Origin of the sequence: Montanilutibacter psychrotolerans, from assembly GCF_003719825.1 — a bacterium.
In the GTDB taxonomy this organism is placed as follows: domain Bacteria; phylum Pseudomonadota; class Gammaproteobacteria; order Xanthomonadales; family Xanthomonadaceae; genus Montanilutibacter; species Montanilutibacter psychrotolerans.
The window spans coordinates 662,783-681,783 of sequence record NZ_RIBS01000002.1 but is presented as its reverse complement, the minus strand read 5'-3'; the positions used below and the strand labels follow the sequence as shown (position 1 = coordinate 681,783).

The window sequence follows — 19,001 nt, the reverse complement described above, 5'->3', positions numbered from 1 at the left end:
TGTTCACAGTGAACTGCCTCGCTTGAATTCGGCGAGCCGGAAGCCGTGCAGCTTCGCGAGCGCGGCGATCTCCCGAACCTGCTGCGGCGTGATGGCGCCGTATGAGTAATGGCCGCGATGGCCGCTGAGACCGAGCACCGCGGTCTCGGCCATGCACGCGTAGATCTGTCCGGCGCCAAGGAAGGCGCGCGCGCCAGGATCGAGGCTTTCGCCGTTGGGCGTGGCGACGATGCCGCCCTGCAGGTAGGTCACGTCCGGGCGGGCGGCGAGCGAAGCGGCACGAACGTTGTGCGGCACGGCCACGTCGCACACGATCGCGTCGCGGCCGAACACGTCGGCTTCGAGGAACGGCTCGGGCGCGTTGGCCGCGCACAGCACCGCATGGGCATCGCGAACCACTTCCGGTCCCGGCGCGACGACCACGTACGGATCGTGACCGTGTCGGGCCACCAGCGATTCGTGCAACAGGCGACCGCGCTCGCGTGGCGGCGCGCCATCACGCAGCCACTGCCGGGCCAGCGGCTCGTCGAGCAGCCGCGCGACGATGCCCTGCGGCTGCGACGTCCCGGACAACAGCGACTGCCAGGCAGACTCGTAGACCGCGTACACCGTGCGCAGTACGCGTTGCCGCGAACCATCGCGCCCACTGCCGACCAGGGTCAGGCGACCGACGCGCTCGGCAAGCATCGCCGCGTACGTCGAGGCGATGTTGCCGGCGGCACCGACGATCGCCAGGTCGATTTCGTTCCAGTTGCGGCCCTGTTCGGCGAGCGCATGCTCCAGCGCCTCCAGCGACATCGCCACCGTCAATGCATTGCCCGAGGTCAGTCCCATCTCCGGCACCGACAACGCGGTGCAGTTGTTGGTCACGATGGACGTGTACATGCCGAGGCCGGCGATCTCGCAGCCGTCCTCCTGCGCGGCGCGGATGCGATCATCGACGTCGTCGCGGATCTCGTCGAGCTCGCCGCGCGACAGCCATCCGCCCATCTGCTCGGACGCCACGCACAGCGGGTACAGCATGAAGTCCACCGCCGGACCCAGTGGCGAGCGGATGCGCACCGGGGCGTACGGCGCGCTCTTCTTGACCGCCGCCATGTTCAACACGAAGCGACGCAACTCGTCATCGGCCATGCCAGCGAGCGCGGGTTCGACCTGCCGCAACCAGTCCGGGCTGATCAGGTGATTGACGAACGCGACCTTGCGCGCCGGTCGGATCGGATCGGCATGCCGAAGCTGCCCAGCCGCATCCTCGCCCGGCACCGCCACGGGCTCGCCGCCGAACGCCTGGATGTCGCGGCGCGGTGCCTCGCGCTGCGGCGAGCTCAATGGAAACACCAGGTGCAGCGTGTCCTCGGCCTGCAGGATGCGGCAGACGCGCTCGAGCGCGGCGACCAGTCGCGCGATGTCGGCGTCGTCGATGTGCAGCGAGGGTTCGAGGCGAAGCACGTTCGGCGCGCTGCCAGTCGGCGCCACGCGAATGCCTTCGCTGCGCAGCAGATAGCCCGACAGGAAGTAGCCCAGTGATTCGGCGTACGCGGTGGTGCGCAGGATCTGCGAGGAGGCGTTGTCGCGTGGGTGGAACTCGACACCGAGGAACAGCCCGCGCCCGCGCACTTCGCGGATGACATCCGGAAAGCGCGCACGCAGCACTTCCAACGCCTGGCGAAGCGCGTCCCCGCGCGCTTCGGCCTGCTGGTACAGCGCCCCGTCGTTGGCTTCAAGCGCATCGAGAACGGCCAACGCCACGCCGGCGGAGAAGTCGTCCTCGGCGAATGTCGAACTGTGAATCAGGCCGAAGTCCTTCTGGTAGCGATCGCTGCGAACCAGCAGCGCGGACAGCTTGGCGATTCCGCCGCCGAGCGCCTTCGACAGCGTGTAGTAGTCGCCGCGCAGACCCACCTGGGCCGACGCAAGAAAGCGCCCGCTCCGGCCCATGCCGCTCTGGATCTCATCGATGACCAATGGACAGTCGTGCAGGTTGCAGAAGCGCCGCACCGCACGTGCAAACTCGGGACTGACCTCGTGGATGCCACCCTCGCCCTGGATCGGCTCGATCAGGAAGGCCGCGTACTGCGGCAACGTGCGACGCACCAGCGCCACCTGGCCGTCGACGATGTCCAGATCGAACAGTTCGCTCTCTTCCTCGCTGGTGATCCGGTCGAGCGCGTCGGCATCGTTCATGGCCACGAAGCGGGTCTTCAGGCCCAGAAACTGGAACGCGCGGCGGAAGTTCTTGTTCCACGTCAGCTGCACGCTGCTGGCCAGCTTGCCGTGGAACGACTTCTCCAGCGCGACGAAAATCGGCCGCCGGGCGAGCTCCCGGCTGTTGTGGTTGATCAGCGCGACGATCAGGTCGTCAAAGCTGCGCACGTCGAAGACCCACTCGCGCATGTCGGTGGCTTCGTACAGATCGTGCGGAATCTCCACCTCGCCGCGGCGAATCGCCTCGCGCACCCGCTCGATGTTCAGCGTGATCGCATCCAGCAGGCGATCGAGCTTGAGCACGCGCTCGAGCTCGGCGTGCTTGATCGCCGCTTCGATGGCCTCCGCGCCGGTGTTGGCGAAGGTGGTCACGAAGTCGACGTCCGATCCGCTGTCGCGAACCACGATCCGGCTGAGTGCCTCGGCGAGCTCACCGGAGCGGCCGCGCAGCGAGAACTGCGCATGCACCGGCACCTGCGCGTCGAGCATCGCACGGGCAGCGTCGAGGATCTGCGGTGGGTTGTGGCCAAGCAGCACCGCGCCGTATCCGCCGAGGAAATCGAGTACCTCGCGCTCCTGGCCGTGCTCGTCGCAGTAGTAGAGGTGATTGCCGACAGCGCGCTGGTAGTTGATGTCCAGGCCAATGGCGCGCAGCACTTTCGCCATCTGCGGTTTCACATACCGTTCGTAACGTTCAGTCATCGGATTCGTCTGGTTCATGCCGCACGGCTGACCGTGACGGCGGAGGAAAAGCCGGAGTAGCCCTGCTGCATGCAGAGCACGTGATCGAAGCGCTGAGCGCGCGCCGGGCCGGTGACCCAGTCGACGCGGCCGTCGGAAACCACCGGGTCGACCAATCCGCGGATCGGCGGCAGCAGGTCGTGGCCCAGCACCTGTGCGGCCATCGCGACATCGGCCAGCGCACCGGCCGCAGGCACCACGCCGGTGCTGGCGCGCAACGACGACACCGCAGTGCCCGTCGGAAGGTGCCGGGCAAGTTGGTTGGCCTCGCGGCTATCCAGCGCGACGTGGCCGCGGCCGTCGGCCAGCACCGCGCTAGTGCCTGCCAGCGTGGGCAGGTGTGCGAGCAAGGCCGCGTGGCCAGTGCCCTCGTCTGCGTCCGACACGCGTTCGGGACGCGGGTTGCGTGCTGCGTGGCCGCGCGCCGAATGCAACACCGCGCGAACGCGACCGCCACGTGCGTGCACGTCGTCCGTGCGCTCCAGCAACAGCGCCACGGCGCCCTCGCCCAGCACGCTGCCGCGCGCGCCGGCATCGAAGCCGGCCAGCACCTCGGGGACCGCGTCGGCATCGCCGAGCAGGCCGCGTTGCCACAGCTCGGCCAGCGTGATCGGCTCGGCGTAGCTGCCGCAGGCAATGACCAGCGCGGCATCGCAGCGGTGATGGGTCAGCTCGAACAACGCACGGCGCAGTGCGGCGATGCCGGCGGCCTCGTTCTGCACGAACGCGCATCCCACGCCGCGACAACGGTAGGTCAGGCTGGTCAACGCGAGCGCGTTGTTGGCCAGGGCCTTGATCGAAATGAACGGGTCGGCGCCACGGCGGTACAACGCCTGGCGCGCCAGGACGCGGTAGTCGAGCTTGCCGCCGGGCTGGCGCGCGGCCTGCACTGAGGCACGCAGCGAGCCGATGTCCGGATGGCTGTAATCGCCCTGCCCCGAGAACAGGCCGCGGCGATCCTCGGGCAGGTCGTCCCAGGCGATCGCGGCATCGGCGATTGCCTGGCCGGCCGCGTGCACGGCCCAGTGGCTGGGATCGGTACCGTAGCGACGCAACTTGAACGGCACGGCGTCGCGCGACGCCGCGCGCGCGTCCTCGGGCACGGCGCCATACGCGACGATGCGCGAGGTTCGCAGCAACGGGTGCGCGAAGCGGCCGAGCGTCGGCGGCGACTGCTGCCAGTCCGACCACAGCGCCTCGTGGCCCAGCCCGGACGGCAGCACGGCGCCGATTCCGGTCAGGGCGATGGCGGGCATCTCAGGACGCATGGGAGACTCCTTCAGCCAGGGGGTGCGCGCGGACGGCGATCGTCGCGTTTAGTCCGCCGAAACCAAACGAATTGCTGATCGCGGCACGCACGGTCTGCGCGCGCGCCACGTTTCCGGGGACGTAGTCGAGGTCGCACTGCGCGTCGGGGTTCGTGAGGTTCAGCGTTGGCGGCACGCGGCCCTGCGCGACGGCGAGCACGGTGGCGATGCACTCGGGCGCGCCAGCGGCGGCAATGAGGTGGCCGATCATCGACTTGTTGGACGAAACCGCCAGGCGCCGGTAGTGCCCATTGGCCGCAAACACACGCTTGATGGCCAGCGTCTCGGCCGGATCGTTGAGCGGTGTCGATGTGCCGTGCGCGTTCACGTGATCGATCGCGCTGGGGGACATCGAGGCGTCGCGCAGCGCCCGCTGCATCGCGAGCGCCGCGCCATCGCCCTGCGGGTGCGGGGCCGTGATCCGGTAGGCATCTAGGGCGCTGCCGAAGCCGGCGATCTCGGCGTAGACGCGCGCGCCGCGACGGCGCGCTGTCGACTCGCTTTCCAGCACCAGCAGCGCCGCGCCCTCGGCCGCGACGAAGCCGGAGCGATCGCGGTCGAACGGCCGTGACAGCGCCTCGCCGAACTGATCCGACACCGACGGGGCGCCAAGCAGGTGCAGGCCCACCATGGTCGACAGGTTGAGCACCGAATCGGCGCCGCCGACGATCATCGCGTCGACTTCGCCCCGGCGGATCATGCGGAAGCCGTGGCCGATCGCGTGCGCCGCACCGGCGCAAGCGGTCGAGAAGTGCACCACCGGCCCTTGCACCTGGAGGTGGCGCGCGGCCAGCACGGCGAGGTGGTCGTTGCTGTTGATCAGCCCGCTATCGGGGTTGAGTTCGGCAGCGCGCCGGTAGAGGTTGCTCCAGCACGGTCCCTTCTCGCCGACCGCAAGCAGCATGTCCGCCGGGTCGCGTTCGGGAACGCCCGAGCCAATGGCGATGCCGATACGGCTGGGCGCGTGGGACCGCAGCACTTCGCCGGCGTCGGCGACGGCCTCGTCGAGCGCGGCCATGCCGAATCGGCTGCGTCGCTCCATCGGCGTTTCCCACCACGAACTGCCGCGGTGCGCGTCGGCGAACGCCTCCCACGCCACCGGCGCGGCGAAGCGCACCGGAAACCCGTCCAGTCCGGGCGGACTCCACGGGCGTACCGCGCTTCGCCCGGCACACAGGCCGTCCCACAGCGTGCGCCAACCCAGTCCCAGCCCGGTGACCGCACCCAGGCCGGTCACCACAACACGTTGCGCGTTCATGCCTGCTCCTTGCCGATCACGATCACGCCGCATTGCCCGTGCGGCGCCATCGCGATCACCAGCACCGTCGGCTGCGTCAGGACACGCCGTTGGGATTCGTTGTCGGCGTGGCACTCACCGCGTTGCAGTGCATGCAAGGCCAGGCTTGCGGCGAGCGTGGTGGCCGCGGGGCCAATGCGCCCGAAGCTGCGTTCGATATCCAGCCGAGGCGGCAGCGCGGTGGGCCAGCACGCGGTCAAGGCGGCATCCAACGCGCGGCGCTGGCAATCCCGCCACGGCGCGGAGTGCACGATCCACCCCACCTGTCCGGCGTGGCGCTCAGCCATCGACAGCGCTTGGGCGATCAAGGCAGGAAGCGGTCCGCCATCGCCATTCCACGGCAGCGACGCATACCCGCGGGCGTAGCCCAGCAGACGCGCTTCGTCGGCATCATCGCCGGCCGGCGATGCCAGCAGGCTCGCGCAGGCCTCGCCCGCGGCAAGCGTCATCCCGGGCTCGCTCCAGCGCTGGTACTGCAACGGCAGCATCGGATCGATCTTCGGCGACACCGCGCCGATCAGTGCATCCGTGCACTCCCCGTCGGCAACGGCGCAGGCGCCATCGACCAGCGCGTTGAGTCCGGCATCGGCGAACGGCGAGTACACCGCAAGGCTGCCAGTCATGCGCAGGGTGGCGGCGATGTGGGCCGCCGCCGAGCTGTTGAGCATGCTCAACCCAGAGAACGGCGGTGTCTCGCGCTGCAGGTGCGCGCCGATGGGCTCGCGGCCGCGATCGGCATGCCAGTTCTCCAGTGCCACCATGCCCGGGATCGGTTCGTCGACGGTGGGCAGCCCGAGGTACAGGCCGCGCTCGGATCCGCGCCCGTCACTCTCGTCGGCCAGGCTCGTCGCGGCGGTCGCGAGCATCATCCGCGCCTGCTTCTCCATCGTCCGGGCAAGCTTGCGATCGATGCCGAGTTCCGCGAGCTGCGGCTCGCCCGCATACAGCGCCCGCATGCCATCCACGACACCGGGCATCGCCTCGGGCGCGGGAGGCGATGCCAAAGCCGCCCACACCGCGTCGGCATGGTCGCCGAGCGCGGAGCGGATTGCCGGGTTGCGCAACGCCACACGTAGAACGCCAGCCATCACGCTGCCTCCAGGATCAATGCGACGTTCGATCCGCCGAAGCCGAACGAATTGCTGAGCACGTGGCGCAGTGGCGCGTCGCGTAAGGTGGTGACGACGTCGAGTCCGGCGGTGGAGGCGTCGGGCTGCTGGTAGTTGAGCGTCGGCAGCAACACCTGGTGCTGAAGCGACAGCACCGAGAGCACCGCTTCCACCGCGCCGCTATTGGCCAGCGAGTGTCCCAATGCCGATTTGTTGGCCGTGATCGGCAGCTGCGCGACGCGCTCGCCAAAGACCTGCTTCAATGCCATCGCCTCGCAGGCATCGTTGGCGGGCGTGGACGTGCCGTGGGCGCTGACGTGGTCGATATCGGCAGGCTGCAGACCGGCGTCGGTCAGCGCCATGCGGATGCAGCGCGCGTACTCGCTTCCGTCGTGGTCGCTGGAGGTGATCTTGTGCGCCTCCAGCAAGCCGGCGAACCCGCGCACCCGTGCCAGCACCGTGGCACCGCGCCGGGCCGCATGCGCCGCCGATTCGAGCACGAGGAACGCGCTGCCCTCGCCCATCACGAAACCGCAACGCTCGCGATCGAACGGACGACTGATGGCCGCACCCTGCAGGGCCGCGCCGTCGGCCAGCGCACCGATGCTGTTGAAGGCGACCAGTGGCACGAAGTTGCACGGCGTCTCGGTGGCACCGGCCAGGGCGACGTCGATCAGGCCAGCGCGGATCTGCTGCATCGCCGCCCCGATTGCCATTGCACCGGCCGCGCAGGCTTCGCCGTGAGCGCCGTGGTGTTCCTGCAGGCCGAAGCGATCGGCCAACGCCAGCGTCGCCAGATCCTGCTGCTTGTGGAAGTAGCCCTCGCCGCCGGCGTCACTCGACGCGAGGCCATCCAGGTACGCGTCGAAATCGATCACGTCGCCATCGACGTCCATCGATTGCACCAGCGTCGCCAGCGCGCGCTCGTCGAACAACTGCCGATTGCTGGCCAGAAAGACACCGCCCAGCAACTCGTGTGATCCCTTCGGGAGGCCCGCCTGTTGCCAGGCCATGGTCGCCGCGGCCAGAGCCAGGCGCGTCTGCTCGCCCCAGTCGGCGTCGGCGCCACCATTGAGCGCGTCGGCGTCGGCGAATACCGCGCCGTTGACGTAGGCGCAGGCGGGATTGTCGAAGCCCAGCGCCTTCAGCGCAGGGTGCTCGGTGACCAGACTGTGGCCGCCGGAAAGGCGGTCGAACAGCGCCTGCGCGCCAAGTCCGCCGGGGCTGACAACACCCAAGCCAGTGACGACGACGTCCTGCGGCGCAGCCGCAGCGTGCCCGTTGATTGACATTCCTGGAGTCCTTTCCAATGCGAGCCGCGACTGCGCGAGCTCGCCGATGGCGCCGACGCCCGCCTGCGCGAGGCGGTGCGTCGGATGCTTGACGCGGTGGTTACGCCACCAGCTTCTGGCTTTCCCAGCCCGCCGCCGCTTCCTGCATCGAGAGCGCCATCGCCTCGTCGCCGGCGAGCGGCTTGACGACGCTACCGCAGGCAGCACAGGCGGGCTTTCCGGACGGCGCAATCACGGCGTGCTCATGGCCGCAATCCGGGCACTGCGCCGGCAAGCAATCGAGCACGCCCTTGAGCAGGCCAGCCCAGTTCGAAATCGTGGCTCCGGCCATCACCTCGTGCGTACCGGCACCGGCATGGGCAAGCTTCGAGGAGTACGCGAAGAAGCTGTTCTGCAACGCGTACGCACCGATCTCGCTGAGCTTTCCGCCCACGTACAACGCTTGCGGATCGCCGCTTGCGGCGCCGTAGTGATCCAGGACGCTGCGCTGCGGCAGCACGATGCCGAGTGTGCGCTCGAGGTTGTAGCGCAGCTCCACGAAATCCAGCGACTCGGCGCCAAGATCGTTGCCGATCGCGTGATCGGCCGTCAGTTCCGACCTGTCGCAACCGAGCACGCCGCAAAGCGTGTCCATCACCAGATCGATCAATGCCGCGTGGCTGTAGGGGCTTTCCATGTCCAGATCCTCTGTTCCGTGAGTATGTGATTCGCGTTGGTCGCTGCTGCGCGCCGGCAGTGTCGGCACGCACTGTTACCGAAGCATGTAGCGATGACGTCTTCACTCGCGTTGCCTTGCAAGTGCGGACGTAGGCCAATGAACGCTCGATGCACCGATTACAGGACACGCAGAACGAAAAAGTTTTGTTGCGCGATGCCTGGATGCCGGCGTTCACCCACCGCCGTGCGCCTCCGCACGGAACGCGTGCAGGCAACGAGTGCGATGGAAGGGAATCGTACGAACGCTCAGGCGGAATTCAGCTGCCGTCGCGGCGGCGCAGTATTCGCGAGGCCAAAAATCGTCACAACCTGCGTAAACCTGCAGCTTGACCAAGAACCCCGCCGCGACGCATCGCGCGCGACGTTCAGCGCACCGGAACGTCGTAGTACCGGCCCGGCGAGGGTTCGGGTTGCAACGTGTAGTGCCACCATTCCAGCGGGTAGTTCCGAAAGCCTTCGCGCTGCATCGCCGCGCGCAACCGGTCGCGGTTGCCGCGCTGGAGTGCGGTGACATCCGCGGCATCGGTGTTCGCACGCGAATCGAAAAAATCGAAGGGCGTGCCCATGTCGAGCGGCGCACACGTCGCGCCGTCGCAACGCTCCAGTGTCAGGTCAACCGTCGCGCCGCGGCTGTGGCCGGACGTCGGTGCGATGTAGTCGCCGAGCAATTCGCGCTTGTCCAGGCGCGGGTAGTAGATGGGCTTGCTGGCCTGATCCTCGAGGTCGGCTGCCCAGCGGACGAAGTGCCGCACCGCGCGCATCGGGCGATAGCAGTCGAACACACGAAGGCGCAATCCCTGTGTGCGCAGGTCGCGTTCCACCCGCGCCAGGGCCTGTGCGGCGGGGCGAAGCAGCAGACAGCGCGGGGCGTGATAGCCGTCGATCGGCGCGCCAACGAAGTTGTCGCTTCCGGCATAGCGGATGTCCAGCTGCAGGCCCGGTGCCAACGACTGCGCGTCGACCAGTCCGACGGACTCGGCGTTGTCGGCCGAGCCGACGGCGCGACTGTCGTTGCGTTCGATCGTCGCCTGTTGGGCCGTCACGGACGGCGCGAGCGAGGTGGAGGCACAGCCACCGGGCAGAAACGCGAAGGCGGCGACCAGTAGCGCAATGGCACGTAGCGCGCCGCTACTTTTGCGGTTGCGCGCCGCTTTGGCAATCGCGTACGCGCGAAAGCGAGAGGTCTTCGTAGTCGTAGCTGAAATCGGCATCGGGATCGACCTTGGCCATCGCCAGCGTGGCAGGACCATCATGCGCGCCCGGCGTGAACTCCAGCCAGGCTTCGGCGTCCACACTGTCGTCGTGCCAGTCGACCAGAAGACGTTCGCCGACTCGCATCAGGCGTCCGTCGAGCATCGGTGACTTGTGCGCGCGAAAGCGCATCTCTCCGGCCTCGGGGCACACGGACACGTCGCCAAACCACGCGTCGCGGTACACACCGGCCAAGGTGGGAATCGCATCGGACGCCAACGGCCGGCGCGCCGAGGTATCGGGCGCACGGCTGGCGCCCGGGGCGGATCGCTCGCTTTCGACTCGTTGTGCGTAGTGCGCGACGGTGTGCACTGACTGCGGGGCCGTATAGCGCTTGAGCAACGCCTGGCCGAGCACGCTGCGCGCATCTTCCGCATCGGCGTTGATGAGGATCACGAAGCCGACGCCGCGCTGCGGCAGCAACGTCACCGACGAGTACATGCCCGATAGCGTTCCGGTGTGTGCGACCTTGAACGTGCCGTCTGCGTCGGAAAGCCGCCAACCGTAGCCGTAGGCCGTATAGCGACTGCCTTCCCAGTCGCGCTGCCTGCGCGAGACCGGGATGGGGATCTGCGCCGACCACACCGCGTTGCGCTGCGATGGCGACAGCCAGGGATGCGACGGGGCGTCGGGGCGCAGCCACGCGCGCATCCAGGCCAACATGTCGTCGAGGCTGCAGCGGATGCCGCCGGCGGCGTCCATCGTGGCTGCGGCGACGGTTGCCCCGTCACGTCGGATCACGGCATTGTGGCCGTCGCGGCGCGTGTGCGGTTGCGCGACATCGCCGATATCGCCGGGTGACCACGCACCCACCTGGCAACGCGTCAGCCCCAGGGGCGCAAACACCTCGCGGCGCACCAGGTCTTCGTAGGGAACGCCGCCGGCCGCGGCAGCGACCTCGCCGGCGACGATGTACATGAGATTGTCGTAGTCGTAGCGCGAGCGAAAGCTGTGCACGGGCTTGAGATGCGCTAGACCGGCGATGACGTCGGCGCGCGTGAAATGGTTGGGCTCGGGCCAGAGCATCAAGTCGCCGGCACCCGCGCGCAGTCCGCTGTTGTGGATCAACAGGTCACGCACTTGCATCTCGCGTGTCACCCAGGGGTCGGACACGCGGAAGTGCGGCAGGTGGCGAACCACCGGGTCGTCCCAGCGCAACTTGCCCGCGTCGACCAGGCGCGCAAGCGTGGCGGTGGTCATTGCCTTGCTGTTGGACGCGATCTTGAACAGCGTCTGGGTGGTGATCGGCGCACCCTCACCCGCCACCAGCTCACCGGACGTGCGCCGATAGACAACCTGTCCGTTTTCGATGATGCCCACGGCCAGGCCCGGCAGCCCGTAACGCGCAATCGTCTCATCGATTGCCGCATCGACATCGCTCATGTCGGTATCGGCCGCGATGGCCAGCGCGCTGGCAAGAAAGAGACCCAAGCCAATCCACACCCGCTGCAGGCCCATTCGCACTCCGCTGTCCAAAACACCCATCCCGCGCGGACAGACATGCCCGGCGCGACCGTCGCATCACTCGCGCAGCCACCACCCGGGCGATGACCTCAACGCGCGTTGCGATGATGACGCGGCCCGTGACAAGCCGCGATCGCCTTGCTTGCAAAACCAGCGAAGCTCCCTGGCGCGCAATACACGCCAGGGAGCCCGAACGCAGAGGCCTGTCACCCCCACGCCGCCCCCCGCCTTCCTTGCAGGGTTACTGGCAGCCCCGCACCCTTGGCTGCCGAAAACGTGATCAGAAGTCGACCGACACCGTGAACTGCGCGTACCGCGGCGACTGATAGTCGGTGCCTTGCAGGTACTCCGGATTGCGAAAGCCGATATCGGCTTCCAGCTCGTCGTCGACCTCGGTCACCCGCTCCTGGTTCAGCAGGTTGTACACGGCGAGCTTGACCCGCAATCGGGTGTCACCGAACGAGCGCAGGTAGCTGATGTTGGCCCCCACGTCGTAGGTCCAGCCGAGGTTTCCGCCCGCGCCACGTCCGTAGTGCTGGTACACGCGTTCCGATGGGTTGGTTGCCGTGCAGTTCGACACGCAGATGTAGTAGCTGTGGTAGTTGGTACCGTCGAACGGATTGCCCGCGCCAAACGCGTTGACCGGGCGGCCCGACTGGGCCGTCAACGTGGCACCGACCTGCCAATGCTCGGAGAACGCATAGCCTCCACGGAACTTGAACTGATGGCGCCGGTCGTTGGGCAGGTATCCGTAGCCACCGAAGTTGACCCACGGGTCGTCGAAGTTCTCGGTGCGGCCCGTATCGGAGAAATCCGTATCGGAATTGATCGGCCCTTCCGCGTTTCCCTTGTTGAAGGCCAGCGTGTACGAGGCGTTGAATGACCACGTGTCGTCCCACGCACGGTCCAGGGTGAGCTCCAAGGCCTTGTAGTCGCGCCGCGGCTTGCTCCAGCCGCGTTCGCCCAGGTAGTTGCCGTCGTGGTCGTACAGCGCCCAGCCCGCCGTCGACGTGTCGATGGTGACGTAGCCGTCGCTTTCGCCGTCGCAGTTGGTATCGGTGTAGACGGTGACGTTCTCTCCCGGGTTGGCCATCACCCAGCCGATTTCGCTTGGCTCGCCGCCGCAGAGGATGCCGTTGGAGGTGATGAACATGTCGTCGATGGCGTTGTGCAGTTTGCGGTAGATGCCGCGCACGCCCCACGACCACTTCTCGTCGATCATCGACTGGTAGCCCAGGATCAGTTCGTCCTGGTAGACCGGGTCCATGTCCGAGTCGACCTCGGCGCGCAGGTCACCCACCGTGCCATCGCCCTGCGAGTTGTCGACCGGGCCGATCTGCGCACCCAGGATCGGACGCTGATAGATCTGGCCGTTGTACTCGAAGTCCTCGAATCCTTCGAAGACATAGAAGGTGCGCTCATCGAAGAAGCCGCCGGCCTGCTTGATGTTGATCACGTTGGCCACGGGCAGGAAGTAGCGGCCGAGGTTGCCGAACAGCTTGGTGCTGGCATTGCCCTTCAGGTCCCAGGAAAAGCCCAGGCGAGGCGCCAGCATGTCGTCCATCTTGATGTAGCTGCGGCCGTCCGAATCCTTGTTGTCGAACGCCTCCAGGCGCAGGCCCGCGTTGAGCACGAGGCCCGGGGTGACGGCCCAATTGTCTTCGATGTAGTAGGCCGTGTTGACGGACTCGAACTGGCCGTCCACCTCGTTGGTGCGGGTGCGCACGTAGGCGAACACATCGTCGGGAACGGTTCCGCCGTTATCCAGCGTCGTGCCCGGCTGCGTGTCACGGATCTCGTACAGAAGGCGGTTGCCGGGGTAGTACTGCTGATGGTGGGAGGTATTGACCTCACGGTCCATGCCGAAGCGCAGCAGGTGGCCCCCCAGCGCCCATTCGAAGTCCAGGCGCGCGGCCTCGCGCTCGTCGCCGCGTTCGATGACGCTGCTGATGTTGGTACAGCCGACATCTCTTTTGCTAATGCCGTCGCGAAGGTCGCGAACGCGGTTGCAGTCGATATCATTGAGGCTCTTCTGAGAAAACTGGCGCTCGTTCTCGCCGTACAGCGCCTTCATCGACAGTGCATCGGTCAGGTAACCGGTGTAGGTCAGCGACCAGTTCCTGCCACCATTGTCGAGGAACCGCGTGTTCTGGTAGCCGGTGCGACGTCCGCTTCCGAGGTCGAACCCGTGAACCTTGGTGACGGTCGCGTTCTGATCCGAGAATGCGAGAAGTTCGAGCTGGTGGCTGTCGCTGATCTGCCAGTCGAGCTTGCCTCCCCAGAACGCATCGTCGGAGTTGCCCAGTGACATCGAGTCGCCCAAATCGGTGGTGTTCTGCGGTTGGTAGTCGCGCAATTCGTACATCGCAAAGAAGAACAGCCGATCGCGGATGATCGGGCCAGACGCGTAGAAGTTGACGCTGCTGCGGTCGTACTCGTCGTGACTTGCGATGATCTCCGGATTGCCCTGCGCCCCGTAGTGGTCGCTCGCGCTGGTCTGCAGGAAGGCCGGCTCCCACGCCGCTTCGGCCCCGAATTCGAACGCGTTGCTGCCCGAGCGCGTCACGGCATTGATGACGCCGCCGGTGGTCCGGCCGAACTCGACGGAGTAGCCGCCCGTCTTGACCTGGAACTCCTTGTAGAACGCATACGGCACCGACGAGAAGCCCACGCGGTTGTAGAAGTCGGTGACGTTGAGTCCGTTGATGTAGACGGTGTTTTCGGCCACCGACGAACCACCGAACGACACGCCCCCGAACTCGCCCTTGGTCAGGCCGGGCGCCAGCAACGCGACAGCCAGCGGGTCGCGTTCGACCGGCAGCCTGGCCAACTCCTCGCGGGTGACGTTGGTTGCCGATTCCGTCGAACTCACGTCCACGGCGTTGACCACGCGCGAGCCGACCACCTCGACGCTGTCCAGCGTCGATACGCCGCCGGTCGCGGCGGCCGAGACATGCGTGGCGTTGCCCAGGCTGACGTTGATCTCGACCGGCTCACCGAGCGTCGCGCCGTCCTTGCGCACTTCCAGCACGTAGCTGCCGACCGGCAGGAACGGAAAGCGGTAGCTGCCGCTGGCGTCGGCTTGCACGATACGGGAGAAGCCCGTGGCCGGGTTGCGCACGGTCACTTCCGCGCCGGGGGCGGTGCGGCCCACCACGGAGCCGTCGCTGGCGACAGCCATCGGCGCCAGCGAAGCCAGGCACATTCCCAGTGCCAGACAGAGTGCGGACCTGCGCAAAGCCTTCATCTTCCTCGTCCCTGTGATCGATCGATGCTGTTGAATCGGTGCGTGCGTCAGCGCGGCGCACGTGCGCCGATGCGCCGTTGGCTTCAGTCGCGCGTCGGCGAAACCACCCGCGCTTCGAAGCTGTAGTCCCATTGGTCGAAGTAGAGGTTTCCCCCTTGCCATTCCACTTCGCCGCGTTGCGAGTCGACCGTGTCCGATCGAAAGTGATGCTTGGCCGGGAACAGATCGCTCGCGTAGTCGTCGTTGAAGGCGATGCGGTAGGCATCCAGGCCGCCGAGGTAGAACCACTCGATGCCCGGATCGGTGTCGTCCAGGCGCCCGGTCGTCACGTCCATCGGCACCCAGCCGTAGGGGGCGAGATACAGCTGGCCCCAGTCGTGCAGGTTGTCGTAGTCGCCATCGGAATAGACCATCCCCGACTGCCAGCGCGCCGGTATGCCGTTGAGCCGCAACAGCGCCATCAGCAGCAGGGTCTGCTGGCCGCAATCGGCGTGCCCGGCGTGCAACGCGTAGTCGCTGATGTTGGACAACGTGGCGTACTCGCGTGCGCCCGCCCACGGGATGCGATCGACCGCGGCGAACAGCTTCTGCGCGATCCGGTATGGGTTGCGCTCGTCGCCCACCGCCTCACGCGAGAACCGGCGCAGCGCATCGGTGTAGACGATGTGCGGCGAGCGCTCGACGAGGTATGGCGCCAGGTCCGGGCGCTCGCCCAGGGCGAGCACGCGGGACGGATCGATCTGGTGGTAGCGGCCAAGCACGGTGAGTTCGTACTGGATCGAAAACCGCGTCGGCGTGCCGGCGACTGCAGGCTGTTCCAGGTACACCGTACGTTGCTGCGCCGACTCCGATGCGACGAGTGCTTTGGAAGGTTCGCTGTCGAGCAGGCGGATGTCCTGCTGCTGTCCCGGCAGGTTGCGCGGGTACGGAACCCACGCGCGCACCAGCTCGCCGGCAGGCACTGCGCCGGCTTCGACGGTGAGCGTCTGGGTCACGCGCACCCGGCGCGGCGCGGCGCTGGCCTGGCCGCTGGCGATCGCCAGTTGCCGCACCTGGCGATGGTGCGGATGCGTGCGGGTGTGAGGGCCGTCCTGGGGCGGTGCCACCGGCGGCGTGCGTCGCGAAGCGGCGTCGGCACTGAGCAGAAAGAGGTTGGAAACGGAGCGATTGAAGTAGCGTCGCTTGCCGTCGATGCGCAGGCTTTCCAACAGTCCCGAGCGCGTCCAATCGTCGAACTCCGCGTCGCGCAGATCCGGTATCGAGCGGCGCACGCGTTGCCGGGCGGCTTCCTCATCGAGGCTGAAATCGATCAGGATGCGACGCATGCGCTCGCGTTCGAACTCGAGCGCCGTGCGTTGGGATTCGGGTATGCCAGGTTGCATCAGGGTGCTGTCGATCAGGGCATGCGCCTGGGCGAACTGGCCGTTGTCGATCCGTTCCACGACCGGTGCCACCGTGGTTGCCATCCCGGTCGCATCGGTCTGCGTCCCGGCGGCCATCGCCGGGCACAGCAGTACCACCAGCAGCACCACGGCTGCGACGGATCGTCGCGGCAGATTCGCCTGCAATGCCGATGGAAACGCCCTTGGAAGCCCCGAACCGTACATGCCGCTGTCGAACCCCAGATCGCCAGGTCGTGGCTGTGTAGCACGCCCGCGAACACCGGTCAATAAATTATTCCTTGAATTGGAATGACGAGAAATATGTATTCTCAACGCGTGCCGCACCGGCATGGCGCAGGAGGTCGTTGATGCTCGCGATGCCCCACCCGCAGTGCCACGCAACCCGTGCGTCCGCCATGGCGTTGACCATCGCTCACCGCGTCGCGACGGCCTGACGCCCATGCGCCTGCACGACATCGCGATCACCGTCGTCGCCGCGCTCGCCGGGCTGGCTGCCGCGTGCGCGTCGCCGTCTGCGTCGGCAAGGGACATGCCGGTCCCGCCGCATGCCGTCATCGGAGTGGAGGAAAGCCAGTTGAATGCCGATTATTGGATCCAGCGCCAACCGCACGCCGACCGGATCGTGCTCGACAGCACCGCCATCGCGGCCCAGAACGCCCGACTGACGGCGACCGATCCGTCCGTCCACGAACTCCAGGCGCTGCCGGCCACGCTGGACCGTACGCAGGTGCAGGCGTGGGTCGAATCGATGTCGGCGCGACCCGATGTCGAGCTGTTCGACGAACGGGGCGAACCGGTGCCGTCGGCGGCCATCGACGACTGGCTGGCCAGCACCCAGATCGAGGCGATCCCGTCCGAGCAAGCCACGCGCTACGGCTTGGTCACGCGGCGCGTCGACCTGCGCACGTTCCCCACCCGGCAGCGCGTGTTCGACGCACGCGGCGAGACCGACATCGATCGCTTCCAGGAAAGTGGCCTGTTTCCCGGCAGCCCGGTTGCGATCGTGCACGAAAGCCGCGATGGCAAGTGGTGGTTCGTGGTCAGCCCGCTGTACACGGCATGGGTCGAGAAGGACGGCATCGCACAGGGCAGCGCCGAGCAGGTGTTTGGCTATGTGGGCAAGGCACCGTACGTGGTTGTCACCGGTGCCAGCGCCCTCACGGTGTTTACGCCCGAGCAGCCGGCGGTGTCGCAATTGCAACTGGACATGGGCACGCGCGTGCCGCTGCTCGATCGCTGGCCAGCCGATCGCCCCGTGAACGGTCAGCACCCCTACACCGCGCACGTGATCGAACTGCCGCTGCGCAACGCCGACGGCTCATTGGGATTCACCCCGGCGCTGCTGCCGCGCAACGAGGACGCCACCGTCGGCTACCTTCCGCTGACCCGCGCCAACGTGATCCGCCAGGGCTTCAAGTTTCTCGGCGAGCGCTACGGCTGGGGGCATTCCTACAACGCCCGCGATTGCAGCGGCTTCGTGTCGGAGATCTACCGCAGCGTTGGCGTGCAACTGCCGCGCAACACCCGCGACCAGGCCACCAGCCCGGCGCTGAACCGGGTTGACCTGGACGACGTCGAGGATCGCGGCCGCCGCATGGCCGCGGTGCGCGAGCTGCAGGTCGGCGACCTCGTCTACATCCCGGGCCACGTGATGATGGTGATCGGCGAGATCGCCGGCGAGCCCTACGTGATCCACGACACCACCGGCATCAGTTACCGCGGCGCCGACGGCAGCGTGACCCGTGCGAAGTTGAACGGCGTGTCGGTATCGCCGCTGACGCCCCTGCTGTTCGACGACAGCCAGGATTACGTCGATCGCATCACCAGCATCCAGCGCATCCGCCCCTGATTCCCATACGGCCGACGACCCATGAAGATCACCTCCATCCGTTTCGGGATGCTGCGCGTACCGCTCAAGACGCCGTTCAAGACCGCGTTGCGCACGGTCGATACGGTCGAGGACATCGTGGTGTCGGTGCACACCGACACCGGCCACGTGGGCTACGGCGAAGCGCCCGCGACGGCGGTGATCACCGGCGACACGCACGGCTCGATCGTCGAGGCGATCCGCAAGTTCATCGCCCCTCGCCTGATCGGCCAGGAGATCGCCAACCTCAACCGCATCACCCAGCTGATCCAGACCGCGCTGGAAAAGAACACCAGCGCCAAGGCTGCCGTCGAGATCGCCGTGTACGACCTGTTCGGCCAGCTCTACAACGCGCCGTTGTACAAGATGCTCGGTGGTGGCGACCCGGTGATCACCACCGACATCACGATCAGCGTCGACTACATCGACAAGATGGTGGCCGACTCGATCGCCGCGGTGGACCGTGGATTCGAGTCGCTGAAGATCAAGGTCGGCAAGGACATCGGTGTCGACATCGAACGGGTCAAGGCGATCCACGCCGCCGTCGAGGGCCGTGCCCTGCTCCGCCTGGACGCCAACCAGGGCTGGACCGCCAAGCAAGCGGTGTACGCGCTGCAGGAACTGGAGGATGCCGGCGTGCGCCTGGAGCTGGTCGAGCAGCCGGTCAAGGCGCAGGACCTGGAGGGCCTGAAGTACGTCACCGACCGCGTGCACGCGCCGGTCATGGCCGACGAGAGCGTGTTCGGCCCCGCCGAGGTGATCGACCTGATCCGCATGCGCGCCGCCGACATCATCAACATCAAGCTGATGAAGACCGGCGGCATTTCCAAGGCCATCCAGATCGCCGACATCGCCGCGATGTACGGCGTGGAGTGCATGATTGGCTGCATGATCGAAACCAGCATCAGCGTCGCCGCGGCCGTGCACGTGGCGGTCGCGAAGTCCAACGTGATCACCAAGGTCGACCTCGACGGGCCGTCGCTTTGCGCGTTCAATCCGGTCGACGGCGGGGTGATCTTCAACGAGTCGGAGATCACCGTCACCGATGCGCCTGGCCTGGGGATCCGCGAGATCCGGGGCCTGGAACCGATCGACGATTGA

The 19,001-nt window shown here is 67.1% G+C and carries 12 protein-coding genes; 2 read left to right on the top strand and 10 right to left on the bottom strand.

Annotated elements, in window-relative coordinates; translation table 11 throughout:
* Nucleotides 1-3: 3 nt before the first annotated feature.
* The 10 genes from EER27_RS06510 to EER27_RS06465 form a co-directional block, all read right to left on the bottom strand.
* Entirely contained in the window at nt 4-2,907 is a 2,904-nt protein-coding gene (locus tag EER27_RS06510) for an aminotransferase class III-fold pyridoxal phosphate-dependent enzyme (protein WP_223807201.1), read from the bottom strand.
* Nucleotides 2,908-2,921: 14 nt separating this feature from the next.
* Nucleotides 2,922-4,214 (bottom strand): beta-ketoacyl synthase N-terminal-like domain-containing protein, encoded by a 1,293-nt coding sequence (locus EER27_RS06505; RefSeq protein ID WP_123087187.1) that lies wholly within the window; start codon nt 4,212-4,214, stop codon nt 2,922-2,924.
* Nucleotides 4,204-5,511, bottom strand: a complete 1,308-nt coding sequence (locus tag EER27_RS06500; RefSeq protein ID WP_123087186.1) for a beta-ketoacyl-[acyl-carrier-protein] synthase family protein — start codon at nt 5,509-5,511, stop codon at nt 4,204-4,206. Before EER27_RS06500 ends, EER27_RS06505 begins: the two co-directional genes overlap by 11 nt.
* A complete protein-coding gene (locus EER27_RS06495) occupies nt 5,508-6,638 on the bottom strand; it encodes a beta-ketoacyl-[acyl-carrier-protein] synthase family protein (RefSeq protein WP_148040963.1) in 1,131 nt (376 codons plus the stop codon). Before EER27_RS06495 ends, EER27_RS06500 begins: the two co-directional genes overlap by 4 nt.
* Nucleotides 6,638-7,951 (bottom strand): beta-ketoacyl-[acyl-carrier-protein] synthase family protein, encoded by a 1,314-nt coding sequence (locus EER27_RS06490; RefSeq protein WP_123087184.1) that lies wholly within the window; start codon nt 7,949-7,951, stop codon nt 6,638-6,640. Before EER27_RS06490 ends, EER27_RS06495 begins: the two co-directional genes overlap by 1 nt.
* Before the next feature lie 100 nt (nt 7,952-8,051).
* Entirely contained in the window at nt 8,052-8,627 is a 576-nt protein-coding gene (locus EER27_RS06485) for a phosphopantetheine-binding protein (RefSeq protein ID WP_123087183.1), read from the bottom strand.
* Nucleotides 8,628-9,033: 406 nt separating this feature from the next.
* Nucleotides 9,034-9,711 (bottom strand): M15 family metallopeptidase, encoded by a 678-nt coding sequence (locus EER27_RS06480; protein ID WP_190285683.1) that lies wholly within the window; start codon nt 9,709-9,711, stop codon nt 9,034-9,036.
* A gap of 85 nt (nt 9,712-9,796) precedes the next feature.
* Entirely contained in the window at nt 9,797-11,377 is a 1,581-nt protein-coding gene (locus EER27_RS06475; protein WP_123087181.1) for a serine hydrolase, read from the bottom strand.
* A 286-nt stretch (nt 11,378-11,663) separates the two neighbouring features.
* On the bottom strand, nt 11,664-14,630 hold the full coding sequence (locus EER27_RS06470) for a TonB-dependent receptor (protein ID WP_123087180.1): 2,967 nt from the start codon (nt 14,628-14,630) through the stop codon (nt 11,664-11,666).
* Between the two features lie 83 nt (nt 14,631-14,713).
* Nucleotides 14,714-16,129 (bottom strand): transglutaminase-like domain-containing protein, encoded by a 1,416-nt coding sequence (locus EER27_RS06465; RefSeq protein ID WP_425480820.1) that lies wholly within the window; start codon nt 16,127-16,129, stop codon nt 14,714-14,716.
* Between the two features lie 343 nt (nt 16,130-16,472).
* On the opposite strand from EER27_RS06465, the gene EER27_RS06460 reads away from it, so the two are divergent.
* Together EER27_RS06460 and EER27_RS06455 are read left to right on the top strand one after the other, a co-directional pair.
* The gene (locus EER27_RS06460; protein WP_123087179.1) at nt 16,473-17,882 is read left to right on the top strand and encodes a C40 family peptidase; all 1,410 of its coding nucleotides are present in this window, start codon (nt 16,473-16,475) and stop codon (nt 17,880-17,882) included.
* Nucleotides 17,883-17,903: 21 nt separating this feature from the next.
* Entirely contained in the window at nt 17,904-19,001 is a 1,098-nt protein-coding gene (locus tag EER27_RS06455) for a dipeptide epimerase (RefSeq protein ID WP_123087178.1), read from the top strand.

Coding starts and splice junctions, on each gene's coding strand:
- EER27_RS06510 (WP_223807201.1), bottom strand. CDS start 2,907: ATGACTGAACGTTACGAACGGTATGTGAAACCGCAGATGGCGAAAGTG.
- EER27_RS06505 (WP_123087187.1), bottom strand. CDS start 4,214: ATGCGTCCTGAGATGCCCGCCATCGCCCTGACCGGAATCGGCGCCGTG.
- EER27_RS06500 (WP_123087186.1), bottom strand. CDS start 5,511: ATGAACGCGCAACGTGTTGTGGTGACCGGCCTGGGTGCGGTCACCGGG.
- EER27_RS06495 (WP_148040963.1), bottom strand. CDS start 6,638: ATGGCTGGCGTTCTACGTGTGGCGTTGCGCAACCCGGCAATCCGCTCC.
- EER27_RS06490 (WP_123087184.1), bottom strand. CDS start 7,951: ATGTCAATCAACGGGCACGCTGCGGCTGCGCCGCAGGACGTCGTCGTC.
- EER27_RS06485 (WP_123087183.1), bottom strand. CDS start 8,627: ATGGAAAGCCCCTACAGCCACGCGGCATTGATCGATCTGGTGATGGAC.
- EER27_RS06475 (WP_123087181.1), bottom strand. CDS start 11,377: ATGGGCCTGCAGCGGGTGTGGATTGGCTTGGGTCTCTTTCTTGCCAGC.
- EER27_RS06470 (WP_123087180.1), bottom strand. CDS start 14,630: ATGAAGGCTTTGCGCAGGTCCGCACTCTGTCTGGCACTGGGAATGTGC.
- EER27_RS06465 (WP_425480820.1), bottom strand. CDS start 16,129: ATGGCCGCCGGGACGCAGACCGATGCGACCGGGATGGCAACCACGGTG.
- EER27_RS06460 (WP_123087179.1), top strand. CDS start 16,473: ATGCGCCTGCACGACATCGCGATCACCGTCGTCGCCGCGCTCGCCGGG.
- EER27_RS06455 (WP_123087178.1), top strand. CDS start 17,904: ATGAAGATCACCTCCATCCGTTTCGGGATGCTGCGCGTACCGCTCAAG.